The 26,054-nt window shown below is 55.9% G+C and carries 28 protein-coding genes; 11 read left to right on the top strand and 17 right to left on the bottom strand.

Going from position 1 to position 26,054, the window contains the following annotated elements; translation table 11 throughout:
• Nucleotides 1-17: 17 nt before the first annotated feature.
• Complete coding sequence (mutY, locus tag LA04_RS00990) at nt 18-1,070, bottom strand: A/G-specific adenine glycosylase (RefSeq protein WP_200882511.1); 1,053 nt, start codon at nt 1,068-1,070, stop codon at nt 18-20.
• Nucleotides 1,071-1,214: 144 nt separating this feature from the next.
• Between mutY and trmB the strand changes: the two genes are divergently transcribed.
• The 3 genes from trmB to LA04_RS01005 are packed head-to-tail and all read left to right on the top strand — an operon-like array spanning nt 1,215 to nt 3,033.
• Nucleotides 1,215-1,934 (top strand): tRNA (guanosine(46)-N7)-methyltransferase TrmB, encoded by a 720-nt coding sequence (gene trmB / locus LA04_RS00995; RefSeq protein WP_033146613.1) that lies wholly within the window; start codon nt 1,215-1,217, stop codon nt 1,932-1,934.
• Entirely contained in the window at nt 1,934-2,260 is a 327-nt protein-coding gene (locus tag LA04_RS01000; protein WP_014885198.1) for a YggL family protein, read from the top strand. Before trmB ends, LA04_RS01000 begins: the two co-directional genes overlap by 1 nt.
• 56 nt (nt 2,261-2,316) lie before the next feature.
• Nucleotides 2,317-3,033 carry a DUF2884 domain-containing protein gene (locus tag LA04_RS01005; RefSeq protein WP_023309135.1) on the top strand — a complete coding sequence of 239 codons (717 nt, stop codon included), beginning with the start codon at nt 2,317-2,319 and terminating at the stop codon, nt 3,031-3,033.
• 82 nt (nt 3,034-3,115) lie between these two features.
• Here the strand turns inward: LA04_RS01005 and LA04_RS01010 are convergent, their stop codons facing one another.
• From LA04_RS01010 to LA04_RS01035, 6 genes are read right to left on the bottom strand one after another with little or no spacing between them, the layout of a single operon-like run.
• Nucleotides 3,116-3,454: an endonuclease domain-containing protein gene (locus LA04_RS01010; RefSeq protein ID WP_047650168.1), complete on the bottom strand. Its 339-nt coding sequence runs from the start codon at nt 3,452-3,454 to the stop codon at nt 3,116-3,118.
• 56 nt (nt 3,455-3,510) lie between these two features.
• On the bottom strand, nt 3,511-4,659 hold the full coding sequence (gene hemW / locus LA04_RS01015; protein WP_047650169.1) for a radical SAM family heme chaperone HemW: 1,149 nt from the start codon (nt 4,657-4,659) through the stop codon (nt 3,511-3,513).
• A complete protein-coding gene (locus LA04_RS01020; protein ID WP_045327517.1) occupies nt 4,652-5,245 on the bottom strand; it encodes an XTP/dITP diphosphatase in 594 nt (197 codons plus the stop codon). Before LA04_RS01020 ends, hemW begins: the two co-directional genes overlap by 8 nt.
• Nucleotides 5,246-5,248: 3 nt before the next feature.
• Nucleotides 5,249-5,545: a DUF167 family protein YggU gene (gene yggU, locus LA04_RS01025; RefSeq protein WP_014885193.1), complete on the bottom strand. Its 297-nt coding sequence runs from the start codon at nt 5,543-5,545 to the stop codon at nt 5,249-5,251.
• Entirely contained in the window at nt 5,542-6,108 is a 567-nt protein-coding gene (locus LA04_RS01030) for a YggT family protein (protein WP_023309130.1), read from the bottom strand. The genes yggU and LA04_RS01030 overlap by 4 nt, the downstream gene beginning before the upstream one ends.
• 21 nt (nt 6,109-6,129) lie before the next feature.
• Nucleotides 6,130-6,831, bottom strand: a complete 702-nt coding sequence (locus LA04_RS01035; protein ID WP_047650170.1) for a YggS family pyridoxal phosphate-dependent enzyme — start codon at nt 6,829-6,831, stop codon at nt 6,130-6,132.
• A gap of 17 nt (nt 6,832-6,848) precedes the next feature.
• Between LA04_RS01035 and LA04_RS01040 the strand changes: the two genes are divergently transcribed.
• Nucleotides 6,849-7,829, top strand: a complete 981-nt coding sequence (locus LA04_RS01040; protein WP_047650171.1) for a type IV pilus twitching motility protein PilT — start codon at nt 6,849-6,851, stop codon at nt 7,827-7,829.
• A gap of 10 nt (nt 7,830-7,839) precedes the next feature.
• On the opposite strand, the gene ruvX is transcribed toward LA04_RS01040, so the two are convergent.
• The 8 genes from ruvX to metK form a co-directional block, all read right to left on the bottom strand.
• Complete coding sequence (gene ruvX, locus LA04_RS01045) at nt 7,840-8,256, bottom strand: Holliday junction resolvase RuvX (protein ID WP_029739223.1); 417 nt, start codon at nt 8,254-8,256, stop codon at nt 7,840-7,842.
• A complete protein-coding gene (locus tag LA04_RS01050) occupies nt 8,256-8,816 on the bottom strand; it encodes a YqgE/AlgH family protein (RefSeq protein WP_028014368.1) in 561 nt (186 codons plus the stop codon). Before LA04_RS01050 ends, ruvX begins: the two co-directional genes overlap by 1 nt.
• Before the next feature lie 87 nt (nt 8,817-8,903).
• Nucleotides 8,904-9,851, bottom strand: coding sequence for a glutathione synthase (gshB, locus tag LA04_RS01055; protein ID WP_045329321.1), 948 nt, complete (start codon nt 9,849-9,851; stop codon nt 8,904-8,906).
• Nucleotides 9,852-9,870: 19 nt separating this feature from the next.
• A complete protein-coding gene (rsmE, locus tag LA04_RS01060) occupies nt 9,871-10,602 on the bottom strand; it encodes a 16S rRNA (uracil(1498)-N(3))-methyltransferase (RefSeq protein WP_024906558.1) in 732 nt (243 codons plus the stop codon).
• Between the two features lie 51 nt (nt 10,603-10,653).
• Complete coding sequence (endA, locus tag LA04_RS01065) at nt 10,654-11,361, bottom strand: deoxyribonuclease I (protein ID WP_047650172.1); 708 nt, start codon at nt 11,359-11,361, stop codon at nt 10,654-10,656.
• Nucleotides 11,362-11,455: 94 nt separating this feature from the next.
• Nucleotides 11,456-11,953 (bottom strand): SprT family zinc-dependent metalloprotease, encoded by a 498-nt coding sequence (locus LA04_RS01070; protein WP_047650173.1) that lies wholly within the window; start codon nt 11,951-11,953, stop codon nt 11,456-11,458.
• 58 nt (nt 11,954-12,011) lie between these two features.
• Nucleotides 12,012-13,409: a galactose/proton symporter gene (galP, locus tag LA04_RS01075; protein ID WP_023309123.1), complete on the bottom strand. Its 1,398-nt coding sequence runs from the start codon at nt 13,407-13,409 to the stop codon at nt 12,012-12,014.
• A 360-nt stretch (nt 13,410-13,769) separates the two neighbouring features.
• Nucleotides 13,770-14,924, bottom strand: coding sequence for a methionine adenosyltransferase (gene metK, locus LA04_RS01080; protein ID WP_010435443.1), 1,155 nt, complete (start codon nt 14,922-14,924; stop codon nt 13,770-13,772).
• A gap of 425 nt (nt 14,925-15,349) precedes the next feature.
• Here metK and LA04_RS25200 point away from each other — a divergent pair, with 425 nt between their 5' ends.
• The 4 genes from LA04_RS25200 (at nt 15,350) to speB (ending at nt 18,840) form a co-directional block, all read left to right on the top strand.
• The gene (locus LA04_RS25200) at nt 15,350-15,493 is read left to right on the top strand and encodes a hypothetical protein (protein ID WP_419095317.1); all 144 of its coding nucleotides are present in this window, start codon (nt 15,350-15,352) and stop codon (nt 15,491-15,493) included.
• Nucleotides 15,494-15,587: 94 nt separating this feature from the next.
• Nucleotides 15,588-15,719, top strand: coding sequence for an acid stress response protein YqgB (yqgB, locus tag LA04_RS23210; RefSeq protein WP_127341063.1), 132 nt, complete (start codon nt 15,588-15,590; stop codon nt 15,717-15,719).
• 8 nt (nt 15,720-15,727) lie between these two features.
• Nucleotides 15,728-17,704 (top strand): biosynthetic arginine decarboxylase, encoded by a 1,977-nt coding sequence (speA, locus tag LA04_RS01085; RefSeq protein WP_047650174.1) that lies wholly within the window; start codon nt 15,728-15,730, stop codon nt 17,702-17,704.
• A gap of 215 nt (nt 17,705-17,919) precedes the next feature.
• The gene (speB, locus tag LA04_RS01090) at nt 17,920-18,840 is read left to right on the top strand and encodes an agmatinase (protein WP_014071686.1); all 921 of its coding nucleotides are present in this window, start codon (nt 17,920-17,922) and stop codon (nt 18,838-18,840) included.
• A gap of 52 nt (nt 18,841-18,892) precedes the next feature.
• On the opposite strand, the gene LA04_RS01095 is transcribed toward speB, so the two are convergent.
• Nucleotides 18,893-20,161, bottom strand: coding sequence for an OprD family outer membrane porin (locus tag LA04_RS01095; RefSeq protein WP_047650175.1), 1,269 nt, complete (start codon nt 20,159-20,161; stop codon nt 18,893-18,895).
• Nucleotides 20,162-20,370: 209 nt separating this feature from the next.
• Nucleotides 20,371-21,129 (bottom strand): M48 family metallopeptidase, encoded by a 759-nt coding sequence (locus tag LA04_RS01100; protein WP_047650176.1) that lies wholly within the window; start codon nt 21,127-21,129, stop codon nt 20,371-20,373.
• A gap of 272 nt (nt 21,130-21,401) precedes the next feature.
• Between LA04_RS01100 and tkt the strand changes: the two genes are divergently transcribed.
• The 3 genes from tkt (at nt 21,402) to pgk (ending at nt 25,966) form a co-directional block, all read left to right on the top strand.
• Nucleotides 21,402-23,393 (top strand): transketolase, encoded by a 1,992-nt coding sequence (tkt, locus tag LA04_RS01105; protein WP_047650177.1) that lies wholly within the window; start codon nt 21,402-21,404, stop codon nt 23,391-23,393.
• 340 nt (nt 23,394-23,733) lie between these two features.
• Nucleotides 23,734-24,753 carry an erythrose-4-phosphate dehydrogenase gene (gene epd / locus LA04_RS01110; RefSeq protein WP_032660071.1) on the top strand — a complete coding sequence of 340 codons (1,020 nt, stop codon included), beginning with the start codon at nt 23,734-23,736 and terminating at the stop codon, nt 24,751-24,753.
• Nucleotides 24,754-24,802: 49 nt separating this feature from the next.
• Nucleotides 24,803-25,966, top strand: coding sequence for a phosphoglycerate kinase (gene pgk / locus LA04_RS01115; RefSeq protein WP_047650178.1), 1,164 nt, complete (start codon nt 24,803-24,805; stop codon nt 25,964-25,966).
• Nucleotides 25,967-26,054: the final 88 nt, after the last annotated feature.

The raw sequence follows: 26,054 nt of genomic DNA on the forward strand, positions 1-26,054 counted from the left end.
TCTTTTTCTTGTCGATGCTAAACCATTGCACCGGCACGTAATTGCTGTAACAGGCGCTCCACGGGAGCCGCCAGTCCGACTGATGGCGGTTGCGCTAAGTTATACCAGAGAGCGGTGCCTTCATCCATGCACGAGGCAAATGACGACACGGGAAGCCACATGGGTACAATATCCAGGTGGAAATGGCTGAACGTATGGCGAAACGCGGTCAGCTGCGTCAGGTTATCGGCAGCAATCCCGCGCTGTTTAAGCCATTCACGCAGCAAATCTTCATCTTCAAACTGTGGGAAGCAGTATAGACCACCCCACAGACCGCTCGGCGGACGCTGGGCGAGGAAGACCTGGTCGCCGTGCTGCATCAGCAGCATATAGCCGGTGCGCTCCGGTAGCGTCTGCTTGGGTTTCTTACCCGGATATTGCGCCCATGAATGGTTGGCATACGCCACGCAGAGATTATTCACCGGGCAGAGTTCGCATTTTGGTTTTGAGCGCGTGCAGACCATCGCGCCGAGATCCATCATCGCCTGGTTGAAACGCTCGACGCCGTTAGCCGGGGTGACCGCTTCACTTATTTCCCAAAGACGTTTTTCAACGTCCTTCTTCCCCGGCCATCCGTCGACGGCGTAGCAGCGTGCCAGCACGCGCTTCACGTTGCCGTCGAGAATCGGGAAATGCTTGCCTAAAGACAGGGAGAGAATGGCGCCTGCGGTTGAACGTCCGACGCCGGGCAAGTCCGCCACCTCGTCGAAGGTTTCCGGGAATTTCCCGTTGTGGCGCATCGCAACCTGCTGTGCGGCCTTGTGAAGGTTACGCGCCCGGGCGTAATAGCCAAGACCGGTCCACAGGTGCAGGACCTCGTCCAGCGGGGCGTTGGCCAGATCGGTCACCGTCGGGAAGCGCGCCATAAAACGCTCGAAGTAAGGGATCACCGTAGCGACCTGCGTTTGTTGCAACATCACCTCGGAGAGCCATACTTTGTAAGGCGTTTTTTCAATTTGCCAGGGCAGGGTTTTACGCCCGTATTTGTCGTACCAGTCCAGCACCTGGGCTGAAAATTGAGAGGCTTGCATGGTCATCGATTCGCATAATCAGGGACGCAGATTGCAGCACAGCGTCAATCTGCTGTAAACCGGATCTTTCCCATGCTTGCATAGAAGCCTTAACTTTGGATAATGCCCGTTTCCCGAACATTCTCACAAGCAGACAACTCTTTTATGAAAAACGACGTCATTTCACCGGAATTTGATGAAAACGGTCGCCCGCTGCGCCGTATTCGCAGCTTTGTCCGCCGTCAGGGTCGCCTGACAAAAGGGCAGCAACATGCGCTGGACAACTACTGGCCGGTGATGGGCGTTGAGTTCAGCGAGCAGCCTCTGGACTTTACCGAACTGTTCGGCCGCGAAGCACCCGTCACGCTGGAGATCGGGTTTGGTATGGGCACCTCGCTGGTGGCCATGGCGAAAGCGCGACCGGAGCAGAACTTCCTCGGTATCGAAGTCCACTCCCCGGGCGTGGGTGCATGCCTGGCTACGGCTCATGAAGAGGGCGTTGAGAACCTGCGCGTGATGTGTCACGACGCGGTGGAAGTGCTGCATAAAATGATTCCTGACAATTCTTTAACCATGGTTCAGCTCTTTTTCCCTGACCCGTGGCACAAAGCACGTCATAATAAACGCCGTATCGTTCAGGCGCCGTTTGCCGAGCTGGTGAAAAGTAAGCTGAAGCTGGGCGGTGTCTTCCATATGGCGACCGACTGGGAACCGTATGCGGAACATATGCTGGAAGTGATGTCGTCGCTGGACGGGTATAAAAACCAGTCTGAGAGCAACGACTATGTACCGCGTCCGGAATCGCGTCCGGTAACGAAATTTGAACAGCGTGGCCATCGTCTTGGTCACGGTGTATGGGACTTAATGTTCGAGAGGGTGAAATAATGGCAAAGAATCGTAGCCGTCGTCTGCGTAAAAAGATGCACATCGAAGAATTCCAGGAAGTGGGTTTCTCCGTTGCGTGGCGTTTCCCGGAAGGCACCAGTGTAGAACAGATCGATCAGGACGTGGATGCGTTCATCAATGACGTGATTGAGCCAAACAAGCTGGCCTTCGACGGTAGCGGTTACCTGGCCTGGGAAGGTCTGATCTGCACCCAGGAAGTGGGTAAATGCACCGAAGAACATCAGGCGCTGGTACGTAAATGGCTTGAAGACCACAAGCTCGAAGATGTCCGCGTCAGCGAACTTTTCGACGTTTGGTGGGACTAATAAAGCAGTAAGGGGCCAGCATTAGCTGGCCCATTTTGTCTGAGGGAGTGTTTAAGATGCGCAAAACGTTGCTGGCTGTTGCTTTGATGGCAACCGGATTCACCGCCCATGCGGATTATCAATGTAGCGTCACCCCGCGTGATGACGTGGTGTTAAGCCCGCAGACCGTGCAGGTCAAAGGCGAGAACGGCAATCTGGTGATTACGCCGGATGGTAACGTGACGTTTAACGGCAAGCCGCAAAACCTGACTGCCGCGCAGCGCGAGCAGGCGAAGGATTATCAGGCTGAGCTGCGTACCGCACTGCCGTGGATTAACGACGGCGCGCTGACCCGCGTAGAGAAAAGCCGCGTCGCGCTGGATAAGATCATTACTAAAGAAGTGGGTGAGAGCAGCAATATGCGCACCCGCCTGACGAAGCTCGATAAGCAGCTCAAAGAGCAGATGAACCGCATTATCGAGACGCGCACCGACGGCCTGACGTTCCACTACAAGGCGATCGATCAGGTCCGCGCTGACGGGCAGCAGCTGGTGAACCAGGCAATGGGCGGCATTCTCCAGGACAGCATCAACGAGATGGGCGCCAAAGCGGTTCTGAAAGGCGGCGGTAACCCGCTGCAGGGCGTGCTGGGCAGTCTGGGCGGCCTGCAGACCTCCATTCAGAACGAGTGGAAGAACCAGGAAGATGATTTCCAGCAGTTCGGCAAAGACGTGTGTAAACGCGTGGTGTCGCTGGAAGATAGCCGGAAGGCGCTGGTGGGGACGCTGAAGTAAGATCTCTGCGCGCTGGGCCCCTCACCCCGGCCCTCTCCCCATGGGAGAGGGTGTAATCGTTCCCTCGCCCTGTGGGAGAGGGTTAGGGTGAGGGCATCAGGCTCTGCAGTCGCTGCAGAATAGCCATCAACACCACCTCCTCGTTAGCCCTGAATTCATTATTCCAGAACCGTACGACTTCCCATCCGTTCGCATTCAAAAACTCGGTGCGACGTGAATCATAGTCCTCTTCACCCTGATGTTGTCCCCCGTCCAGCTCAACGATCAGCTTCGCCTTAAAGCAGGCAAAATCGACGATATATGTGCCAATAGGCATCTGCCGACGAAACTTATACCCAAAGAAACGACGACCTCTCAACAAATACCAGAGGCGTAATTCTTCGGGCGTCATTTGTTTGCGGAGTTGTTTTGATTTTTCCATCCCCACACTCTGCCAGCCTTTCCCTCAGCCAGCAGAACGGGATGCAAAATCCTGAATCAGCCTTCAGAATCGTCGGCGAGGAACAGCTCAAGAAGGGAATTTAAGAACAGCTTGCCGTGCTCGGTGATCTGCCAGTATTCCTCATTCTCGGTGAGATACCCCTGCGCCAGCGCCTCGTCGATCTGCGGGCGAATCACCGACTCCGGCAGCCCGGTGTAACGCGCAAATTCCGCGCGCGGCGCGGCTTCCAGCAGACGGAAGCGGTTCATGAAGAACTCAAACGGTTTATCCTCCGCCTCAACGTCGTGCTGACGCTCCAGGTAGCGGCCTTCCATGTATCCGCGCGGGTGGCGGGTTTTGGCGGTGCGCAGAATGCGCCCGTCCAGGAAGGTCACCTTGCCGTGCGCGCCGCAGCCAATCCCCAGATAGTCACCAAAGCGCCAGTAGTTCAGGTTGTGCTGACACTGGTATCCCGGCTTCGCATACGCGGACGTTTCATACTGCTGATAGCCCGCAGTGGTGAGAAGCCTGTGACCCTGCTCGAAGATATCCCACAGCGCGTCGTCGTCCGGCAGCACCGGCGGGCGGGAACCGAACAGCGTGTTTGGCTCGATGGTGAGCTGATACCACGACAGGTGCGGTGGGTTCAGTTCGATCGCCTGGCGCAGGTCGTCCAGCGCCTCTTCCAGCGACTGATCCGGCAGGCCGTGCATCAGATCGAGGTTAAAGCTGCGCAGGCCCAGACCGGTCGCCAGGTTTGCCGCGCGCTTCGCCTCTTCCGGGCCGTGAATGCGCCCCAGACGTTTCAGCTTCGGCTCGCTAAAGCTCTGCACGCCGATGGAGATGCGGTTCACGCCCGCGCGCTGATAGTCGACAAAACGGTCGGCCTCAACGGTGCCGGGGTTGGCTTCCATCGTAATTTCAGCATCCGCCGCCAGGTTCAGGCGCGAACGCACGCCGTCCAGCAGCGTTTGCATCGCCGGGCCGGACAGCAGGCTCGGCGTACCGCCACCAATGAAAATGGTCTTAACTTCACGTCCCTGTGCGTAAGGTACATCGGCGTCCAGGTCGGCCAGCAGGTGCGCAACGTAGTCATCGTGCGGCACTTCGCCCTTCAGCGCGTGCGAGTTGAAATCGCAGTACGGGCATTTCTGCACGCACCACGGGATGTGAATATACAGACTCAAAGGCGGCAAATTAGCCATTACGCAGTGCTTCCAGTAACAGTTTCAGCGCGCGTCCGCGGTGGGAAATTGCGCTTTTCTCTTCGCGGGTCAGTTCCGCAGCGGTTTTGCCCTCGGTCGGGACAAAGAAAATAGGGTCGTAGCCAAAGCCGCCGTTGCCAGCCGCTTCACGGGTAATCACGCCCGGCCAGCTGCCGTGGCAGACGATAGGCGTCGGGTCTTCCGCGTGGCGCATATAAACCAGCACGCAGTGGAACTGAGCGGTGCGCTGTTCGTCCGGTACGTCTTTCAGGGCGACAAGCAGCTTTTCCAGATTCTGCTGGTCGGTGGCGTCAACGCCGGAATAGCGCGCAGAGTAAATCCCCGGCGCACCGCCGAGAAAATCCACGGCCAGGCCGGAGTCGTCGGCAATCGCAGGCAGGCCGGTAATCTGCGCGGCGTGGCGCGCTTTCAGGATCGCGTTTTCGATAAACGTCAGACCCGTCTCTTCGGCGGACTCCACGCCAAGCTCGGTCTGGGCGACCACGTCCAGCCCAAAATCATTTAATAGCGAGGCCAGCTCGCGCACTTTACCTGCGTTGCCGGTCGCGAGAACAACTTTCTGCATGGTTTAGTCCTGTTCTGTCAGAGCCGCGACTTCCGTCGGGATAGATTGCGGATTAAGGATTTTTACCTGTTTATGTCGCCCAAGTTCACCTTTTTCAATGATGACCTGGCTTTTGGCGACGCGAAACTGTTTTGCCAGATATTTGGTCAGATGCGCGTTCGCCTGGCCGTCAACCGGCGGGGCGGTGATGGCGACTTTTAACTCGTCGCCATGCAGCCCGACAATACTGTCACGGCTGGCCTTCGGCTGAATATACAGCCGCAAAACCAGCCCGTCAGCGCAGGTGCTTACGGCACTCATAGCGCCATCCACAGCCCCGGCAGCAGCATATCGCCCGTGGACTGTAACAGCTCAGCGATCCCCATGTTGACCACATAGAGCAGCAGAACCAGGATCATCGGCGAGAAATCAATACCGCCCATCGAAGGCAGCAGGTTGCGAATCGGGCGCAGCAGCGGCTCGGCCAGCTGAATCAAAGCATACTCCACCGGACTACGCCCCTGGCTTACCCAACTCATGATGGCCATGACCAGCAGCACCCAGAAAATCAGCAGGCCGATGGTTTTGATTAAAATCAGGACCGCAGCAATCCAGATAATCGGCTGGAAGGTGATGACCATAAACAGCACGATCGCTTTGATAACGCTCAGAATAAACGCCACCAGCAGAGACGAACTGTCGATGGGACCCATCGCCGGGATAATGCGGCGCAGCGGTCCGACAACAGGTTGCGTGATTTTCACGACAAACTGCGAGAACGGATTGTAAAAATCACAGCGGGCCCACTGCATCCAGACGCGCAGCAAAAGCGCCATCGTATACAGCTCAAGCACTGTTGAGAGCAGGAAAGTCAACGTCTTCATGGCGTTCCTCAGGTTTCCTTATTATTTTGAGTAGTCGCGCGCACCGAAAATTGCCGTGCCGATGCGCACCATAGTGCTGCCTGCCGCGATGGCGGCTTCCATATCATCCGACATGCCCAGCGAAAGCGTGTCTACCGTGTTATAGCGCGCTTTAAGCGCCTCAAATGCTACAGCCATTTGCTGTGCCACGGCAAACTGCCTTTCATAACTTGACTCAGGCGCAGGAATTGCCATCAGCCCGCGCAGGGTCAAGTGCGGAAGGGCGGCCACGTCTGCGGCCAGCGTATCCAGCTCACTCAGAGCAATGCCGGACTTGCTGTTTTCATCGCTGATGTTGACCTGAATCAGCACGTTGAGTGCCGGCATTTCTGCCGGACGCTGGTCATTCAGGCGGGTAGCAATACGCTGGCGGTCGATGGTGTGGCACCAGTCGAAGTGCTCTGCCACCAGACGGCTTTTGTTCGACTGCAGCGGGCCAATAAAGTGCCACTGCAGATCCGTATTCCCCTGTTCCTGGAAGTAGCGAATTTTATCCACGCCTTCCTGAACGTAGTTTTCACCAAACGCCCGCTGGCCTGCATCAATAGCTTCTGCGATGGCGCTCGCAGGCTTGGTTTTGCTGACTGCAAGCAGCGTAATTTCTTCTGAAGCACGGCCGCAACGCGCTGCGGCGGCTGAGATTTTGTCCCGGACCTGTGCCAGGTTATGCGCAATGTCGTTCATTTTCCGAGGAGTAGTCTATGGATGTGGAAGAAATTGTGGCCCTTAGTGTAAAGCATAACGTCTCCGATCTACACCTGTGCAGTGATTCGCCACCGCGCTGGCGTAGATTAGGCCGGCTTGAGCCTGCGCCCTTTCCGCCTCCCGATGTCGGAGCGTTATTAAAAGCGTGGCTTAACGATGAGCAGCAGGGAACATGGTGGGCAAAGGGACAGGTGGATTTTGCCGCGACGGTGGCGGGAGGCCAGCGCCTGCGCGGGAGTGCCTTTAAGCAGATGCGCGGAGTTTCTTTGACGCTGCGGCTGTTGCCACGTAGCTGCCCACAGCTCTCTTCGCTGGGCGCGCCGCGGGTAATCCCGGAACTGTTGTCAAATGACGCCGGACTGATTCTGGTCACCGGGGCGACCGGCAGCGGGAAGTCCACTACGCTGGCGGCGATGGTCGATTTTCTTAACCACCATGCTGACGGCCATATCCTCACACTTGAAGATCCGGTGGAGTTTATCTACCAGAGCGAACGTTGCCTGATCCAGCAGCGGGAGATAGGTCAGCACAGCCCGTCATTTGCTGAAGCGCTGCGCAGCGCCTTACGCCAGGATCCGGACGTTATTTTGCTGGGGGAGCTGCGCGACAGCGAAACGATCCGCCTGGCGTTAACGGCGGCGGAAACCGGACATCTGGTGCTGGCGACGCTGCATACGCGCGGGGCATCGCAGGCGATTGAACGGCTGGTCGATACGTTCCCGGCGCAGGAGAAAGATCCGATGCGTAACCAGCTGGCCGGCAGCCTGAGGGCGGTGCTGGCGCAGAGGCTGCTTCCCGATCTTCAGGGCGGGCGCGTCGCGTTGTATGAACTGCTGGTGAACACAGCGGCGGCGGCGAATCTGATTCGTGAAGGGAAAACGTGGCAACTGCCCGGCATCATTCAAACCGGTCAGCAGGCAGGAATGCAGAACTTTGACCAGAGCCTGGCGGAGAGACGGGCGCAGGGGCGGCTGTAGGCCCCTGTGGTTAAAAGCCCTGGTCGAAATAGCTTTCGAGGATAATCACGGCGGAAGCAGAGTCCACGCTGCCTTTGTTGAGCGCCCGAAAGCCGCCGTGCTCAAACAGACCCGCACGCGCTTCGACGGTGCTTAGACGCTCGTCGTGAAGCTTCACGGAGACGCCAAAGCGGCCATGGATTTTATTGGCGAACTTACGCGCCCGGGCGGTAAGCGGCTGTTCTGTGCCGTCCATGTTCAGCGGCAGCCCAACAATCACATCATCCGGCTGCCACTCTTTGAGCAGACGCTCGATAAGATTCCAGTCTGGCGTGCCGTCATTGGCCTTCAGGGCCGTAAGCGGACGCGCGGTACCGGTGATGCGCTGCCCCACGGCGACGCCAATGCTTTTAGTACCAAAATCGAAGGCCAGAAGCGTTCCGCTCATCAGGCGTGCCCCGCTACGCCTGGCATGGTCAGGATATCAATACCAATCAGCTTCGCCGCGTCACGCCAGCGATCGGCGATAGGGGTTTTAAACAGGATGTTCATGTCCGCAGGCGCGGTAAGCCAGGCGTTATCGAGGATCTCTTGCTCAAGCTGGCCTTTCTCCCAGGACGAATAGCCCAACGCCACCAGCACTTCAGAAGGCTGCTCTGCGGTACCCAGCGTTTCGAGCACATCACGCGAGGTGGTGATGACGGTGTTATCCGAAATTCGAATACTGGAAGAGAATACCGGCGGCGTATGCAGGATAAAACCGCGGTCTTCTGCAAGAGGTCCGCCCAGCATCACAGGTTTATCAAGCCGTATTTCCGGCAGTCGCGCTTCAGCCGAGATTTTCAGCTTGTCCAGAATTCCTTCAACCTGAAGATTTTCCAGCGGTTTATTGATGATGATGCCCATCGCGCCGTCTTCATTGTATTCACAAATATACACCACGGCGCGGCGAAAAATCGGGTCCTGGAGAGCAGGCATGGCAATAAGAAAGTGATGCTGTAAATTCATTGTCAGAGGTACTGTTTCCTGGTTTAAAAAGCGACAGCGCCCAGTATGGGGACAAACACAGGCGCTGTCACTAATAGTATTGTTAGGTTATTTCTGTAAACGTTTTTCGATAGCGTCCATCAGCATTCCGGTGATCGAAATCGGGAATTCCGCTTCAATTTCACGAATGCAGGTCGGGCTGGTGACGTTCACTTCGGTCAGACGATCGCCGATGATATCCAGGCCAACGAAGATCAGGCCTTTGGCTTTCAGCGTCGGGCCAACGCGGCGGGCAATTTCCCAGTCGCTTTCGGTCAGCGGGCGCGGCTCACCGCGACCGCCGGCCGCCAGGTTCCCACGAGTTTCGCCACCCTGCGGGATACGCGCCAGGCAGTAAGGAACCGGTTCGCCATCCACCACCAAAACACGTTTGTCACCGTCTTTGATCGCTGGAATATAGTTCTGCGCCATGCAGTAACGCGTGCCCAGCTCGGTCAGCGTTTCGGCAATCACACCAATATTAGGGTCGCCTTCTTTCACGCGGAAAATCGACGCGCCGCCCATGCCGTCCAGCGGCTTCATGATGATATCGCCGTGCTTCTGCCAGAATTCTTTCAGCTGCGCTTTGCTGCGGGTCACCAGGGTTTCCGGCGTCAGGTCAGAGAACCAGGCGGTGTAGAGCTTCTCGTTGCAGTCGCGCAGGCTCTGCGGCTTGTTGACGATCAGCGTGCCTTTCTCTTCTGCGCGCTCAAGGATATAGGTGCAGTAGATGTATTCGGTGTCGAACGGCGGATCTTTACGCATCAGGATCACGTTGAGATCGGCCAGGGCGATATCCTGCTCGGTGCCGAACTCATACCATTTGTCGTAGTTCTGCTCGACGTTAACGATGCGGGTGCGCGCGCGGGCTTCACCGTTGATCAGGTAAAGATCGTTCATCTCCATATAGTGGAGTTCATAGCCGCGACGCTGCGCTTCCAGCAGCATGGCGAAGCTGGAATCTTTCTTGATGTTAATGTTTGCGATGGGGTCCATCACGATGCCGAGCTTGATCATGTTCTTCTCCGTTAATGCTTCAACCCAGATCGCCAAACCGTACCTGTAGCGCGGTAATGGCCGTGAGTGCCGTTGTCTCAGTGCGCAGAACGCGAGGTCCCAACAGAATATCAGTAAACTGGTAACGTGCCGTCATCGCAATTTCATCCGCCGACAGGCCGCCTTCGGGGCCAATCAGCAGGCGTACGCGCTCAACGGGCAGGGGCAGCGTATTGATGCTGGCGCTGGCGCGCGGATGAAGATTGAGTTTCAGCCCACTGTCTTCTTCTGCACACCACTCCTCCAGATCCATCGCCGGGCGGATCTCCGGAATACGGTTGCGTCCACTCTGTTCGCAAGCCGCAATGGCAATTTTCTGCCACTGCTGGATCTTTTTGTTCAGACGTTCCGCGTCCAGTTTAACGCCACAGCGTTCAGAAAAAAGTGGCGTAATGAGGCTTACACCCAGTTCAATGGATTTCTGAATGGTGAACTCCATTTTCTCGCCGCGCGACATCACCTGGCCCAGATGGATGTGCAGCGGTGATTCCCGGTCATCCACTTCGCCACGCAGGACGTTAACGTGTACGCTTTTTTTATCAGACCGCGTGATTTCCGCGTCGAAAACCTGGTTTGAGCCGTCGAACAGCTGTATTGCCTGACCTGCGCCCATGCGCAGCACGCGGCCAACGTGGTTGGCTGCGTCATCAGACAGGGCGATTTCGCGGCCTGCGGTAATCAGTTCAGGATGGTAAATGCGGGGAATGCGCATAGTCAGAAATTCCATGTGTCATGCGATATAAGCGAATTGCCGTAGTGTAGGTTAGCTCTTTTGCGCCTGGCAAGCCCGCTGGACGTAAGGGTTGTGATTCCCCTGGACTCTGGCGATACGTTCGTCGCGCTGGCATTCCCACTCCGTCACCGGGTACTGCTTGTCCCAGGCGTTGAACAGCTGCGTCTGCTGGCGGGAGAGGTTGAGGTCGTAACGGTCGCGCATATAGAAGTAGGTGCGGGCGATACTGCCGCGCGCACGGGCAGGGGGCTCTGCGACTTTCTCTTTAAAATCAACCTTCATACCGCACTGACCGTACTGGCCTTCGCCACCGTTCCACTGGCTGTACATGAAATTACCCCGGTCGCCGTTCACTTCACCTACGGCAGGCTGCAGGTTATGCATATCGCTTTCCATCTGACGATAAACCGGATCTTTGGCGCAGTTTTTACGTCCGCCACCCTCCCAGCACTGGCGCTGGTGGCCAAACTGCCAGGCCGGAACGACATGTTCCCATTCAATGCGGCTGGCGCGATTTTCGTTTTTACGCACCTTATATCCGCAGGACTCAAGGTCAACGACCCCTTTTTTACCCTGCCAGTTAATTTTACAGCCGCAGTAGAAATCGCCCGGCACGTCAGCGTTGATCTTTACGCCGGCCGCTTTGGCCTGAGAGAAACTGTTGATACCGTCGGCCAGAGCATGGCCTGAGAGCGCCGTCGTCAGAAAGGCGACCGCGAGAGAAAAATTACGGGACATCTTACACTCCGTGTCAAAACGAGCCCGCAACGTAACGAATGTTGTTCCCGTATGCAATCAGTCAGATCAGGAAAGTTCCTGAAAGTTCAGATGATTATTCCGCAACCAGCGGCTCGCCGCATTTGACGCAGCGGTAGGTCGCCTCGCCGCGCACCACGCGATTATGGCGGCGGACGGTAAGCTGGTGCTGCTGACACTGGCAGCGGTAGGGGAAGGTATTGCGGCGTACCGATTCCAGCTCGAACTGATGGGTGCGGCGTGCCGGAACGTCGAGCACCGCTTCCATCATCCACTTCCACTCTTTTCCATGGGGCGCGACGCGTCCGAAGTGTTTCCACACCAGCAGATGCGCCAGCTCGTGCGGTACCACTTCCTCGATAAACGCCTGCTGGTTTTCCATCATTAGCACCGGGTTAAGGCGGATCTCATAGGGCTCGAGCCAGGCGGTGCCAGCCGCGGTGCCGCGCTGCTGATAAACAAGCTTAGGTTCAGGGTAATTGCGGCCGAGCTTCAGGTTCGCCTGGGCGAGTTTTTCCCTCAGGCAGCGCATAACGGCTTGCTGAAGGGCGATGGGGAGACGGGGTGCTTTCATAGGGGCAGAGCATAAAGCGCGAAGCGGGGAGGCGCAAGAGGCGCCTCCAGCATGAAGATCAGTCGTGGGCGCCGATTTCGCGCAGCGGACGACCTTTCATCAGGTTACGTTCAATATGTTCCAGAGAAACGTGTTTGGTTTCTGGAACCAGCCAGATTGTCAGCACAATAAAGAAGATGTTCAGACCGGCGTAGACCCAGAAGGTGTTCGCGTTGCCCAGGGTATTGAGCATGGTCAGGAACGTTGCGCCGACGATCATGTTGGCAATCCAGTTGGTTGCGGTAGAGCAGGTGATACCAAAATCACGCCCTTTCAGCGGCTGGATCTCAGAGCACAGCACCCAAATCAGCGGACCGGCGCTCATCGCAAACCCGACGATAAACATCAGCAGCATGCCGACCGCAAAGTACTGGGCGGTTGGTGAGTGAATGCCCACATGCATCATGGTACCGAGGACACCCATACCGGCCGCCATCACCAGGAAGCCCAGCGTCAGGGTTGGCTTACGTCCCCAGCGGTCCACCAGACCGATGGCGATAAAGGTCGCCAGCACGTTGGTCAGACCGACAATGACGGTCCCCCACATTTGTTCGGTGGTGTTGGTATAACCCGCCAGCTCAAAGATTTTTGGCGCGTAATACATGATGACGTTCATGCCGGTGAACTGCTGCATCACCTGCAGCAGCACGCCGAGGAACACCGCGCGGCGGAAGTTGCTGTTCTCTTTAAACAGCGCCCAGCCGGACTGTTTGACCTTCAGGCTTTCGCGGATCTCTTCCAGCTCGTTTTTCGCTTCCGCGCTGGTGTCGCGCAGGCGCATCAGTACGCGTTCGGCATCGTGGAATCGACGTTTGGCGGCGAACCAGCGCGGGCTGTCCGGCAGGAAGAAGACGCCAATCAGCAGCAGAATGGCCGGGATGATGATCACGCCGAGCATCCAGCGCCATGCGCCGCTGTAGCTAAACGCGGTATCGGAAAGGTACGCGCCCAAAATACCGATGGTGATCATGAGCTGGTACATCGAAATCATACTGCCGCGGATTTTCTCCGGCGCGATTTCAGACAGGTAAAGCGGGGCGGTATAGGACGCCACGCCCACGGCCAGACCGAGCAGCACGCGGGAAACCAGCAGAACCTCAACGTTAGGCGCTGCGGCAGAGAAGAGTGAACCGGCAACGAACAGGATCGCGCCGATCATCAGGCTCTTTTTACGCCCGAGCTTGAAGGAGAGCCAGCCGCTGCCGACGGCACCCACTGCGGCGCCGAACATCATGGAGCTCACCACCCACTCCTGGGTGTGAGCGCTGATCTGAAACTCGTCAGTGATGAAAGGTAATGCACCGGCAATCACGCCGATATCCAGGCCAAAAAGTAATCCTGCCAGGGCGGCGAGGAAACAGACGAAGAATGTCATCGCCTTGTTGGACGTACGCCCCTGTTTTTTATTGTCAGGCATTATGCCCTCCAGTTGGGTTATCAGTTTTATTGATGTAAAGGGTAGGTGAGTGACCCGTAAAAATATGTGAGATTAATCACATAGGTGTAATCGGTTACACTAACGCGCAACCGTAAAAATAATTAAAGCTTTGAAAATATAGAGGTAAACGAGGTGATATGCATCGCGAAAGAACACATTTCAGACTTAACTGAAAGGCGATGTAACAGCAGAAGAAAGGCGATCATGCAAAGAGAATATTCTGAAAGCGAGACGCATCCGGTGCGGTGTAATCGGTTCCATATGCGCACCTTTGCGTCGCCATCCGACAAAAAAAGGCCAGCCCGAAGGCTGGCCTTTTATCACGCAGATGTCAGTCTATTACTTCAGACCGGCAGCTTCACGCAGCAGGGCGGCTTTGTCGGTTTTTTCCCATGGGAAATGTTCACGACCAAAGTGACCGTATGCCGCGGTTTCTTTGTAGATTGGGTGCAGCAGATCCAGCATCTGAATCAGGCCGTATGGACGCAGGTCGAAGAACTCGCGCACCAGCAGCGTCAGCTGTTCTGAAGGCACTTTCTCGGTACCGAAGGTTTCAACCATGATGGAGGTTGGCTCAGCTACGCCGATCGCGTAGGAAACCTGGATCTCACAGCGGTCAGCCAGGCCGGCTGCAACGATGTTTTTCGCCACATAACGCGCCGCGTACGCCGCAGAACGGTCAACTTTAGACGGATCTTTACCGGAGAACGCACCGCCACCGTGGCGCGCCATGCCGCCGTAGGTATCAACGATGATTTTACGACCGGTCAGGCCGCAGTCGCCCATTGGGCCGCCGATAACGAAGCGTCCGGTTGGGTTGATGAAGAATTTGGTCGCAGAGCTCAGCCATTCGGTCGGCAGAACTGGCTTGATGATCTCTTCCATCACTGCTTCCTGCAAGGATTTCTGATCGATATCTTCGGAATGCTGGGTAGAAAGCACTACCGCGTCAATCCCAACGATTTTGCCGTCGTCATACTGGAAGGTGACCTGGCTTTTCGCATCCGGGCGCAGCCACGGCAGGGTGCCGTTTTTACGCACTTCAGCCTGACGCTGCACCAGACGGTGTGCGTAGGTGACCGGTGCTGGCATCAGCACGTCGGTTTCGTTGGTTGCATAGCCGAACATCAGGCCCTGGTCGCCCGCGCCCTGTTCCAGCGGATCGGCACGGTCAACGCCCTGGTTGATGTCTGGAGACTGTTTGCCAATCGCGCTAAGAACCGCGCAGGAGTTGGCATCAAAGCCCATATCAGAATGCACATAGCCGATCTCACGCACCGTGTTACGGGTGATCTCTTCGATATCAACCCATGCGCTGGTGGTGATCTCACCGCCAACCAGAACCATGCCGGTTTTGACATAGGTTTCGCACGCTACGCGCGCTTTTGGATCCTGCGCCAGGATCGCATCCAGCACCGCATCGGAGATTTGGTCAGCAATTTTATCAGGATGTCCTTCTGATACGGACTCGGACGTAAACAGGTGTTTTGCCATGTTTTATTTCACCTAAGAGGAATTTGGTTAGCTCAAGCTGCTGTGCGGAATAGCCAAAGGAGATAATTCTACCAAGGCCTGCAGGTTTTTGACACTGGCAGTATGAGTGTTAATCAGTATAGATGGATTAACATCTGGACGGCTATTTTAGGTCACTTCTTCGCCCGATTTCCAGTTTTTTTTGATTCATCTCTCACTGCGTTGAAATGGCAGCTGGAAATTTTTCCTGACGCTGCTGGCAGCTCGCGCATTTTTGTTTTGCTTTTTAGCCCCCTTCTCGGTATAAAACGCGGCGCGCGGCTCATATAAAATAAGCGCTCGATGAACTCATCGTGTCGCCACTTCCAGCCGGGTTAAGCAGTGAACTATTAGCTTTGGCTTGTGGTCCGTTTCAACAGAGGCGGCCGTGGAGGTGATACGAGATAATGAACCATCGTTTTCCGCACATTCAGCGCAGCCGTTCTGGCGCGTATTTGATTCCCGCAACCCGCATTTCTAGTCTGCAAACCTGCCGATGTTATACCCATCTCGGCGCTTCTCAGGATTCCAGGGCCGGTCACGCTTTGTGAAAACTGAACAAGGGCGCTCTTGTTAATACAAGAGTTTTCTCGTGGTTTCGCCGAACCTTGTCATACAGAGTTCGGATACGTGTTTTACAATGATATGAATAAGAAACCGGTCGCACGGTCTGGTTTTCAGCATACTCTGCTGGGAAACGGAGCCGTTTATGGGTTGTTATCGCCGTATAACGCTGCGATAGTAGTCAACTGTTTTACACTTATTACAAAGAGTTGAGGTTCGCTATGTCTGACGACATGTCTTCTTTTTCGCCTTCGTCAGCGGGCGAACAGGGTGTACTACGTTCTATGCAGGAGGTTGCGATGAGCTCCGAGGAAGCCAGCAAAATGCTGCGCACTTACAATATTGCCTGGTGGGGCAATAACTACTACGACGTTAACGAACTGGGCCACATCAGCGTCTGCCCGGATCCGGACGTCCCTGAAGCGCGCGTGGATCTCGCCAAGCTGGTAAAAGCCCGCGAAGCACAGGGCCAGCGTTTGCCTGCACTGTTCTGCTTCCCGCAGATCCTGCAACATCGCCTGCGTTCTATTAACGCCGCGTTCAAGCGCGCGCGTGAGTCCTACGGCTATAAAGGCGACTATTTCCTGGTTTACCCGATCAAGGTGAACCAGCACCGCCGCGTGATTGAATCCCTGATCCACTCCGGCGAACCGCTGGGTCTGGAAGCAGGTTCCAAAGCGGAGCTGATGGCGGTTCTGGCGCATGCGGGCATGACCCGTTCAGTGATCGTCTGTAACGGCTATAAAGACCGTGAATACATTCGTCTGGCGCTGATTGGCGAGAAGATGGGCCACAAGGTCTATCTGGTTATCGAAAAGATGACCGAAATCGCGATCGTGCTGGAAGAGGCCGAACGTCTGAACGTCATCCCTCGCCTTGGCGTGCGAGCGCGTCTGGCGTCGCAGGGTTCCGGCAAATGGCAGTCCTCCGGCGGCGAAAAATCCAAGTTCGGCCTGGCCGCGAACCAGGTGCTGCAGCTGGTGGAAATCCTGCGCGAGCGCGGTCGTCTGGACAGCATTCAGCTGCTGCACTTCCACCTCGGCTCGCAGATGGCCAATATTCGCGACATCGCCACCGGCGTGCGTGAATCCGCGCGTTTCTACGTTGAGCTGCACAAGCTCGGCGTGAATATTCAGTGCTTCGACGTGGGCGGCGGCCTCGGCGTGGACTACGAAGGGACCCGTTCGCAGTCTGACTGTTCCGTGAACTACGGCCTGAACGAATACGCGAACAACATCATCTGGGCGATCGGCGATGCCTGTGAAGAGAACGGCCTGCCGCACCCGACGGTAATCACCGAATCCGGCCGCGCGGTGACCGCGCACCATACGGTGCTGGTCTCGAACATCATCGGCGTTGAGCGTAGCGAAATCAGCGAAGCGACGCCTCCGGCAGACGATGCCCCGCGTTCCCTGCAAAGCATGTGGGAAACCTGGCAGGAGATGCACGAGCCGGGCACGCGTCGTTCCCTGCGCGAATGGCTGCACGACAGCCAGATGGACCTGCACGATATTCACGTGGGTTATTCTTCAGGCACCTTCAGCCTGCAGGAGCGTGCGTGGGCGGAGCAGCTCTACCTGAACATGTGCCATGAAGTGCAGAAACAGCTCGACCCGAGCAACCGCGCGCACCGTCCGATTATCGACGAGCTGCAGGAGCGTATGGCGGATAAGATTTACGTCAACTTCTCGCTGTTCCAGTCGATGCCGGATGCCTGGGGTATCGACCAGCTGTTCCCGGTTCTGCCGCTGGAAGGGCTGAACCACGCGCCGGAACGCCGTGCGGTGCTGCTGGACATCACCTGTGACTCCGACGGTGCCATCGACCACTACGTCGACGGCGACGGTATCGCAACGACGATGCCAATGCCGGAATACGACCCGGAGAACCCGCCGATGCTGGGCTTCTTTATGGTCGGCGCGTATCAGGAGATCCTCGGCAACATGCACAACCTGTTTGGTGATACCGAAGCGGTGGACGTGTTCGTGTTCCCTGACGGCAACGTGGAAATCGAGCTGTCCGATGAAGGGGATACCGTGGCGGACATGCTGGAATACGTTCAGCTGGATCCGAAAAAACTGCTCACCCAGTTCCGCGACCAGGTCAAAAATACCGGGCTGGACGATGCGCTCCAGCAGCAGTTCCTTGAAGAGTTTGAAGCGGGTCTGTACGGGTACACCTACCTGGAAGACGAGTAGGCTTTTTATTCCCTCTCTCCTTTTGGGGAGAGGGGTAGGGGGAGGGGTAAAGGCCGCACAATGCCCTATACTCACTTGAACCCGTATGCATTACCGGCGATAATTCGTCCCAATAAGCGATTTACGAATCAATCCCTTCCTCGTCGGGTTTAACGACGCGGAGGGGATTTTTTTTCATCTGTTTTTAATGTATCGACTTTAAAAGAGGTCAGGACATGAGCACTTTAGGTCATCAGTACGATAACTCTCTGGTATCTAACGCGTTTGGTTTTTTACGCCTTCCGATGAACTTCCAGCCGTACGACAGCGACGCTGACTGGGTGATCACCGGCGTGCCTTTCGATATGGCAACATCTGGCCGCGCGGGGGGACGTCACGGCCCGGCAGCGATCCGTCAGGTTTCCACTAACCTGGCCTGGGAGCATAACCGCTTCCCGTGGAACTTCGACATGCGCGAGCGCCTGAACGTGGTGGACTGCGGTGACCTGGTGTACGCCTTCGGCGACGCGCGTGAGATGAGCGAGAAGCTGCAGGCGCACGCCGAGAAGCTGCTGGCTGCCGGTAAGCGCATGCTCTCCTTCGGCGGCGACCACTTCGTGACCCTGCCGCTGCTGCGCGCCCATGCGAAGCACTTCGGTAAAATGGCGCTGGTGCACTTCGATGCACATACCGACACCTACGCGAACGGCTGCGAGTTTGACCACGGCACCATGTTCTTCACCGCGCCGAACGAAGGTCTGATCGACCCGAATCACTCCGTGCAGATCGGTATTCGCACCGAGTTCGACAAAGACAACGGTTTCACCGTGCTTGATGCGGGCCAGGTTAACGATCGCGGCGTCGACGACATCATCGCTCAGGTGAAGCAGATCGTGGGTGATATGCCTGTGTATCTGACCTTCGACATCGACTGTCTGGATCCGGCATTTGCACCGGGCACCGGTACGCCGGTCATCGGTGGTTTGACCTCAGATCGTGCCATCAAGCTGGTGCGCGGCCTGAAGGATCTGAACATCGTCGGTATGGACGTAGTAGAAGTTGCTCCGGCCTATGACCAGTCCGAGATCACCGCGCTGGCAGCGGCGACTCTGGCGCTGGAGATGCTCTACATCCAGGCTGCGAAAAAAGGCGAGTAAGCCTCGCCTGGCGTGAAAAAAAACCTCTCTATTGAGAGGTTTTTTATTGCCTTTAGAACACGTTAAACGGGTATTCCACGTAAGCGCGGATCTCGTCCCCGCCCACGTTGTACTCGCTGGCGTTGCTGGAGACGCGCAGGACGGAGTAGCGCAGTTTCAGCTTCAGATCCTTCGCCGGACCATCCTGCACCTGGTACTGGATCTGGTTAAACCACTCGTGCTCTTTGCCGTTGCTGGTTTCAGAGGTTTTGATGTTATCGCCGCGCACGTAGGCGGTGGTCCAGCTCAGGCCCGGTAAGCCAAGGCCGCCAAAGTCCAGACCGTAGGATGCCTGCCAGGAACGCTCATCTTCGCCGTTAAAATCAGACCAGTAGGAGTTCGCCAGCCAGATGGTGTTACCGCCGTCACCCACGCCGCCCTTGTCGCGATAGCCGCCGTAGTTGTAGCCGGTGCTGCCGCTGCTCTGCTGGTATGCCACTTTAAACGTGTGAATGTCCCAGATGTAGCTCGCCGCGAGGCTCCAGATGGTGTTGCTGCGGCCCGTGTCGAGGCTGTCCGCGTAACCCTGGTCCAGACGGGAGTTATAGCCGTTGAAGTCGAGTACCAGCTGCTGCCCGGTGCTGAACGGCTGTTTGAAGTTCATGCCCAGGTACTGCTTGTTCATCACCTCTTCATTATGAGAGGCGTACAGCGCGCCGCTGAACTGGTCGTTAAACTGATAGCTCGCACCGCCGAAGGAGAGGCTCTTCAGCCCGCTGTCGTGGCGGTCATCGCTTTTACGCTGCTCGTCGGTGAAGTAACCGGCGTTGACTTCCAGACCGTCGATCTCTTTCGAGGTCAGCATGGTGCCAGTGTAGCTTTCAAACAGCAGGCGAGAGCTGTCGGCATTGATGATAGGCAGCTCAGGACGCTGATTTCCGTAGCTCAGTACGGTATTCGAGATGCGCATTTTGGCGGTGGCGCCAAACTTTGCCAGATCGGATTTTGCCCGGCCGTCATCTTCCTGCTTAAAGAAGTCGATGCCGCCCGCGCCGCTCTTGCCACGGCCGCCGTCCAGGCGCACGCCGTATTGAGCAATACCGTCCACGCCAAAGCCCACCAGCCCTTCGGTATAGCCGGATGCAAACGTGGCGATGATCCCCTGACCCCATTCGGCTTTATCCTGCTGGCCCTGATGGTAGTCGCGGCTGATATACGCATTGCGTAAAAACAGGTCCAGATGGCTGTCGTCAATAAAACCCTGGCTGTCGGATTGCTGGCTTGCAGCGGCAGGTAATGCGGCAAATAAGCTTAAAGCAATTAATGATAATTCTTTTTTCACGGAGGGAACGTCTCTGTCTGGATATAGTAATTTGAATAACTGCGGGGGGATAATTACCGGAAAAAGAGACCTTTGCAATAATTATGTGACCAGACATTTCAATGCGATAGGGCAGATTTGGCGGGGCTTTCAGGGGTGTTATCGATACGTGCTGTTAAGTTAACAATTCATGCGAAATAAAAAGGAGGCAAAACTGCCTCCTTCTGAAATTATTTAATTCCGTCTGCGGCCATACGGTCGCGAATATGCTGTGCGCGCGCTTCTGAGGCAGGGTGATCGTCAAACATGGAGCTTTGGCGTCCGGCTTCCAGCTTGGCCAGCTTTTCGAAGCTGGTGGCTAAACCTGATGGATTAATGCCGCGTTTGCGCAACAGATCGTAGGAGTAGTCATCCGCCTCGGACTCCTGACGCTGTGAGAACTGAGAGTTAACCAGTTTTTCACCCACGTCGCCAAGCTGTGACTGCGACAGGCTGCCAACGATACCGCCCGCAGAGGCCGCCGCTGCGCGGATGGCGTTGGTGCCCAGGGCAACCTGCATCCCTTTCTTCACGTGGCCCAGGGCAACGTGGCCCATTTCGTGGCCGATCACCGCTTCCACTTCGTTGTCGGTCATCATGTCCATCAGCCCGCTATAGACGCGGATACAGCCGTTCGCCATCGCGAAGGCGTTCACGTCTTTCGCCATGTACACCTTGTAGTTCACCGGCTGGCCGTTAATGTTGTCGCCCAGCGCGGAAGCAATCTTATTCAGACGCTGCGTGTAGGTACTGTTATCCGGCGCAAGCGTGGCTTTTCCGTCCATATCTTTACAGGCCTGGTCGCTCAGCGCTTTCACCTGCGCATCGCTCAGGGAATAGGCCTGAAAGGCCTCTGCGCCTGACGTCATCAGACCGTTAGAATCCATATTCTGACAGCCGCTCAGCAGGAGCGTTGTACCCAGGGCCAGCACTATTGCACGCATTTTCATGAGGTTGCTTCCGTACTCGTTAAACTGAATAAAATCCGAAAAGGGCACCGTCAGCGAAGCCGGTGTCGGGCTAAGTATAAGGAATATCTGCAGGGCCGGGCGAGCAGATTGCGCAACATGCGAGCATGATCCAGAGATTTCTTAACAAGCAAAAGAATGCTCCATGTACATGACTTGCGGCTTGGGTTACATTGTTGGCACTTTTTTCCGGCGTAGCCCAAAACGCGCTGTCGTCAAGGGCATGGCCTTTAACAGTCCGATCTGGAGTTAAAATGTCCTCACGTAAAGAGCTTGCTAATGCTATTCGTGCGCTGAGCATGGACGCAGTACAGAAAGCCAAATCCGGCCACCCAGGGGCTCCTATGGGTATGGCTGATATCGCCGAAGTCCTGTGGCGTGATTTCCTGAACCACAACCCGCAGAACCCGGCATGGGCAGACCGCGACCGCTTCGTGCTGTCCAACGGCCACGGCTCTATGCTGATCTATAGCCTGCTGCACCTCACCGGCTACGATCTGCCAATTGAAGAGCTGAAAAACTTCCGTCAGCTGCACTCTAAAACTCCAGGTCACCCGGAAGTGGGTTACACCGCTGGCGTAGAAACCACCACCGGCCCGCTGGGTCAGGGTATTGCTAACGCTGTGGGTATGGCGATTGCCGAGAAGACGCTGGCGGCGCAGTTCAACCGTCCTGGTCACGACATCGTAGACCACTTCACCTATGCGTTCATGGGCGACGGCTGCATGATGGAAGGCATTTCTCACGAAGTGTGCTCCCTGGCAGGTACCCTGAAGCTGGGCAAACTGGTTGCGTTCTATGACGACAACGGTATCTCCATCGACGGTCACGTTGAAGGCTGGTTCACTGACGACACCGCAGCACGTTTCGAAGCCTACGGCTGGCACGTAGTACGTGGCGTTGATGGTCACGATGCTGACTCGATTAAACGTGCAGTGGAAGAAGCGCGCGCTGTGACGGACAAACCGTCCCTGCTGATGTGCAAAACCATCATCGGCTTCGGTTCGCCGAACAAAGCGGGTACTCACGACTCCCACGGTGCGCCGTTGGGCGATGCGGAAATCGCACTGACCCGCGAAGCGCTGGGCTGGAAACACCCTGCATTCGAAATCCCATCTGAGATCTACGCTCAGTGGGATGCAAAAGAAGTAGGCCAGGCGAAAGAAGCGGCCTGGAACGAGAAGTTCGCTGCCTATGCGAAAGCGTTCCCACAGGAAGCGACTGAATTTACCCGTCGTATGAAAGGTGATATGCCGTCTGACTTCGACGCGAAAGCGAACGAGTTCATCGCTAAGCTGCAGGCGAACCCGTCTAAAATCGCGAGCCGTAAAGCGTCTCAGAATGCGATTGAAGCGTTCGGCCCATGGCTTCCAGAATTCCTGGGCGGCTCCGCTGACCTGGCGCCATCTAACCTGACCCTGTGGTCTGGTTCTAAGCCAATCAACGAAGATACTGCCGGTAACTACATCCATTACGGTGTACGTGAATTCGGTATGACCGCGATTGCCAACGGTATCTCCCTGCACGGCGGTTTCCTGCCGTACACCTCTACCTTCCTGATGTTTGTCGAATATGCACGTAACGCCGTGCGTATGGCCGCGCTGATGAAACAGCGTCAGGTGATGGTCTACACCCACGACTCCATCGGTCTGGGCGAAGACGGTCCAACTCACCAGCCGGTAGAGCAGGTGGCTTCCCTGCGCGTGACGCCGAACATGAGCACATGGCGTCCATGTGACCAGGTGGAATCCGCAGTGGCGTGGAAATACGGCGTTGAGCGTCAGGACGGTCCAACCGCGCTGATCCTCTCCCGTCAGAACCTGGCACAGCAGGAGCGTACGCCTGAGCAGCTGGCGAACATCGCTCGCGGTGGTTACGTGCTGAAAGATTGCGCGGGCCAGCCAGAGCTGATCTTCATTGCCACCGGTTCGGAAGTTGAACTGGCTGTTGCAGCGTGGGAAAAACTGACTGCCGAAGGCGTGAAGGCGCGCGTGGTCTCCATGCCGTCAACCGACGCGTTCGACAAGCAGGATGCCGCATACCGTGAATCCGTGCTGCCTAAAGCGGTTTCCGCTCGCGTGGCAGTGGAAGCAGGTATCGCAGACTACTGGTTCAAATACGTGGGCCTGAACGGCGCTATCGTCGGTATGACCACCTTCGGTGAATCTGCTCCTGCAGAACAGCTGTTCGAAGAGTTCGGCTTCACCGTTGAGAACGTTGTCGCGAAAGCGAAAGAACTGCTGTAATTGTTTGTAAGGTGCGGGCTGATGCCCTCACCCCAGCCCTCTCCCACGGGAGAAGGTGCAAACACTAAAAAACGGTAACCTCTCGGTTACCGTTTTGCTTTTCCCCTGCCGCCATTATTCCACCTAAAATGTGACGCAAGTCATATAGCTCGCTTATTCATCTGGACAGACATTCCTTTTATTCCCCGATTCGCTTATTCTTGCTGAAGCGTTTCAGTCGATTAAATGTTCGACAATTGACCAATCAATCGCAGTTTGTGACAGCAAGGATTCCCCTTCGGGCGTAGCTGGATTACTCTTTCAGCCACCTCAAACTCAGGGATTGCTTTGCAGGAGATCTATGACCGTACGCGTAGCGATTAATGGCTTCGGTCGCATCGGACGTAACGTGGTTCGTGCTTTATATGAATCCGGACGTCGGGCGGAAATAACCGTGGTGGCAATCAATGAACTGGCGGATGCTACGGGCATGGCGCATTTGTTGAAATATGACACCAGCCACGGACGCTTTGCCTGGGACGTACGCCAGGAAAGAGATCGGCTTTTTGTTGGTGACGACGCTATTCGTGTGCTGCATGAGAACAGCATCTCCGGGCTACCCTGGCGTGAACTGGGCGTGGATGTGGTGCTTGACTGTACAGGCGTGTACGGTAACCGCGAACATGGCGAAGCGCATCTTGCTGCAGGCGCGAAAAAAGTCCTGTTTTCTCATCCCGGCAGTAACGACCTTGACGCGACAGTCGTGTTTGGCGTCAACCAGCATGAGCTGCAGGCCGAACACCGCATTGTTTCCAACGCCTCCTGTACCACCAACTGCATTATTCCGGTCATCAAACTGTTAGACGATGCGTATGGCATTGAATCCGGCACCGTGACCACGATTCACTCCGCCATGCACGATCAGCAGGTTATCGACGCCTACCATCCGGATTTACGACGCACTCGCGCGGCGAGCCAGTCAATCATTCCGGTGGACACGAAACTGGCTGCAGGGATCACCCGAATTTTTCCGCAGTTTAATGACCGGTTTGAAGCGATTGCCGTGCGCGTCCCGACGATTAACGTCACCGCAATCGACCTTAGCGTGACGGTGAAAAAACCGGTAAAAGCCTGTGAAGTCAACCTCTTGCTGCAAAAAGCGGCACAGGGGGCATTTCATGGTATAGTTGACTATACGGAATTACCGTTGGTCTCAGTAGATTTTAACCACGACCCGCACAGCGCCATCGTCGATGGCACGCAGACGCGAGTCAGTGGTGCACACCTTATCAAGACGCTGGTCTGGTGTGATAACGAATGGGGCTTTGCTAACCGAATGCTCGACACCACGTTAGCAATGGCCGCTCAAGGTTTCAGGTAAGACGCATTGTGCGTCTGCAAAACTTTAAGAATCAACGAGAGGATTCACCATGTCTGTAATTAAGATGACCGATCTGGATCTGGCTGGTAAACGCGTTTTCATCCGTGCCGATCTGAACGTACCGGTTAAAGATGGCAAAGTGACCAGCGACGCGCGTATCCGTGCATCTCTGCCAACCATCGAACTGGCTCTGAAGCAGGGCGCGAAAGTGATGGTCACCTCCCACCTGGGTCGTCCAACTGAAGGCGAGTACAACGAAGAGTTCTCTCTGCTGCCAGTGGTTAATTACCTGAAAGACAAACTGTCCAACCCGGTTCGCCTGGTGAAAGATTACCTGGACGGCGTTGAAGTTGCAGCCGGTGAACTGGTTGTGCTGGAAAACGTTCGCTTCAACAAAGGCGAAAAGAAAGACGACGAAACTTTGTCCAAAAAATATGCTGCACTGTGCGACGTATTCGTGATGGATGCATTCGGTACGGCTCACCGTGCTCAGGCGTCAACCCACGGTATCGGTAAATTCGCAGACGTAGCGTGTGCCGGTCCTCTGCTGGCTGACGAACTGGAAGCGCTGGGTAAAGCACTGAAAGAACCTGCTCGTCCAATGGTAGCTATCGTTGGTGGTTCTAAAGTTTCTACCAAACTGACCGTTCTGGATTCCCTGTCTAAAATCGCTGACCAGCTGATCGTTGGCGGTGGTATCGCGAACACCTTCGTTGCCGCTCAGGGCCACAACGTGGGTAAATCCCTGTACGAAGCAGACCTGGTTAACGAAGCCAAACGCCTGCTGAGCACCTGCGATATCCCGGTTCCAACTGACGTTCGCGTAGCGACCGAGTTCTCCGAAACCGCAACCGCGACCCTGAAATCTGTAAACGACATTAAAGACGAAGAGCAGATTCTGGACCTGGGCGACGTTTCTGCACAGAAACTGGCTGAAATCCTCAAAAACGCAAAAACTATCCTGTGGAACGGTCCTGTTGGCGTGTTCGAATTCCCGAACTTCCGCAAAGGTACTGAAATCGTTGCTAACGCTATCGCAGACAGCGAAGCGTTCTCTATCGCAGGCGGTGGTGACACCCTGGCGGCAATCGACCTGTTCGGTATCGCTGACAAGATCTCCTACATCTCCACTGGTGGCGGCGCATTCCTCGAATTCGTGGAAGGCAAAGTACTGCCAGCAGTAGCAATGCTCGAAGAGCGCGCTAAGAAGTAAGCCATTCAAGGGCAGGGAAACCTGCCCAATTTTCAGCGCGCTTTTAAGAGCTCGCACCTTTTCTAACGGCCGAAGATACAGGACTAAG

This window comes from Enterobacter sp. UCD-UG_FMILLET, assembly GCF_000762975.1.
Taxonomy (GTDB): Bacteria; Pseudomonadota; Gammaproteobacteria; order Enterobacterales; family Enterobacteriaceae; genus Enterobacter; species Enterobacter dykesii.

What these genes read in the sequence shown, in the direction of transcription:
- mutY (WP_200882511.1), bottom strand. Translation starts at nt 1,070, where the DNA reads ATGCAAGCCTCTCAATTTTCAGCCCAGGTGCTGGACTGGTACGACAAA.
- trmB (WP_033146613.1), top strand. Translation starts at nt 1,215, where the DNA reads ATGAAAAACGACGTCATTTCACCGGAATTTGATGAAAACGGTCGCCCG.
- LA04_RS01000 (WP_014885198.1), top strand. Translation starts at nt 1,934, where the DNA reads ATGGCAAAGAATCGTAGCCGTCGTCTGCGTAAAAAGATGCACATCGAA.
- LA04_RS01005 (WP_023309135.1), top strand. Translation starts at nt 2,317, where the DNA reads ATGCGCAAAACGTTGCTGGCTGTTGCTTTGATGGCAACCGGATTCACC.
- LA04_RS01010 (WP_047650168.1), bottom strand. Translation starts at nt 3,454, where the DNA reads ATGGAAAAATCAAAACAACTCCGCAAACAAATGACGCCCGAAGAATTA.
- hemW (WP_047650169.1), bottom strand. Translation starts at nt 4,659, where the DNA reads ATGGCTAATTTGCCGCCTTTGAGTCTGTATATTCACATCCCGTGGTGC.
- LA04_RS01020 (WP_045327517.1), bottom strand. Translation starts at nt 5,245, where the DNA reads ATGCAGAAAGTTGTTCTCGCGACCGGCAACGCAGGTAAAGTGCGCGAG.
- yggU (WP_014885193.1), bottom strand. Translation starts at nt 5,545, where the DNA reads ATGAGTGCCGTAAGCACCTGCGCTGACGGGCTGGTTTTGCGGCTGTAT.
- LA04_RS01030 (WP_023309130.1), bottom strand. Translation starts at nt 6,108, where the DNA reads ATGAAGACGTTGACTTTCCTGCTCTCAACAGTGCTTGAGCTGTATACG.
- LA04_RS01035 (WP_047650170.1), bottom strand. Translation starts at nt 6,831, where the DNA reads ATGAACGACATTGCGCATAACCTGGCACAGGTCCGGGACAAAATCTCA.
- LA04_RS01040 (WP_047650171.1), top strand. Translation starts at nt 6,849, where the DNA reads ATGGATGTGGAAGAAATTGTGGCCCTTAGTGTAAAGCATAACGTCTCC.
- ruvX (WP_029739223.1), bottom strand. Translation starts at nt 8,256, where the DNA reads ATGAGCGGAACGCTTCTGGCCTTCGATTTTGGTACTAAAAGCATTGGC.
- LA04_RS01050 (WP_028014368.1), bottom strand. Translation starts at nt 8,816, where the DNA reads ATGAATTTACAGCATCACTTTCTTATTGCCATGCCTGCTCTCCAGGAC.
- gshB (WP_045329321.1), bottom strand. Translation starts at nt 9,851, where the DNA reads ATGATCAAGCTCGGCATCGTGATGGACCCCATCGCAAACATTAACATC.
- rsmE (WP_024906558.1), bottom strand. Translation starts at nt 10,602, where the DNA reads ATGCGCATTCCCCGCATTTACCATCCTGAACTGATTACCGCAGGCCGC.
- endA (WP_047650172.1), bottom strand. Translation starts at nt 11,361, where the DNA reads ATGTCCCGTAATTTTTCTCTCGCGGTCGCCTTTCTGACGACGGCGCTC.
- LA04_RS01070 (WP_047650173.1), bottom strand. Translation starts at nt 11,953, where the DNA reads ATGAAAGCACCCCGTCTCCCCATCGCCCTTCAGCAAGCCGTTATGCGC.
- galP (WP_023309123.1), bottom strand. Translation starts at nt 13,409, where the DNA reads ATGCCTGACAATAAAAAACAGGGGCGTACGTCCAACAAGGCGATGACA.
- metK (WP_010435443.1), bottom strand. Translation starts at nt 14,924, where the DNA reads ATGGCAAAACACCTGTTTACGTCCGAGTCCGTATCAGAAGGACATCCT.
- LA04_RS25200 (WP_419095317.1), top strand. Translation starts at nt 15,350, where the DNA reads ATGAACCATCGTTTTCCGCACATTCAGCGCAGCCGTTCTGGCGCGTAT.
- yqgB (WP_127341063.1), top strand. Translation starts at nt 15,588, where the DNA reads ATGAATAAGAAACCGGTCGCACGGTCTGGTTTTCAGCATACTCTGCTG.
- speA (WP_047650174.1), top strand. Translation starts at nt 15,728, where the DNA reads ATGTCTGACGACATGTCTTCTTTTTCGCCTTCGTCAGCGGGCGAACAG.
- speB (WP_014071686.1), top strand. Translation starts at nt 17,920, where the DNA reads ATGAGCACTTTAGGTCATCAGTACGATAACTCTCTGGTATCTAACGCG.
- LA04_RS01100 (WP_047650176.1), bottom strand. Translation starts at nt 21,129, where the DNA reads ATGAAAATGCGTGCAATAGTGCTGGCCCTGGGTACAACGCTCCTGCTG.
- tkt (WP_047650177.1), top strand. Translation starts at nt 21,402, where the DNA reads ATGTCCTCACGTAAAGAGCTTGCTAATGCTATTCGTGCGCTGAGCATG.
- epd (WP_032660071.1), top strand. Translation starts at nt 23,734, where the DNA reads ATGACCGTACGCGTAGCGATTAATGGCTTCGGTCGCATCGGACGTAAC.
- pgk (WP_047650178.1), top strand. Translation starts at nt 24,803, where the DNA reads ATGTCTGTAATTAAGATGACCGATCTGGATCTGGCTGGTAAACGCGTT.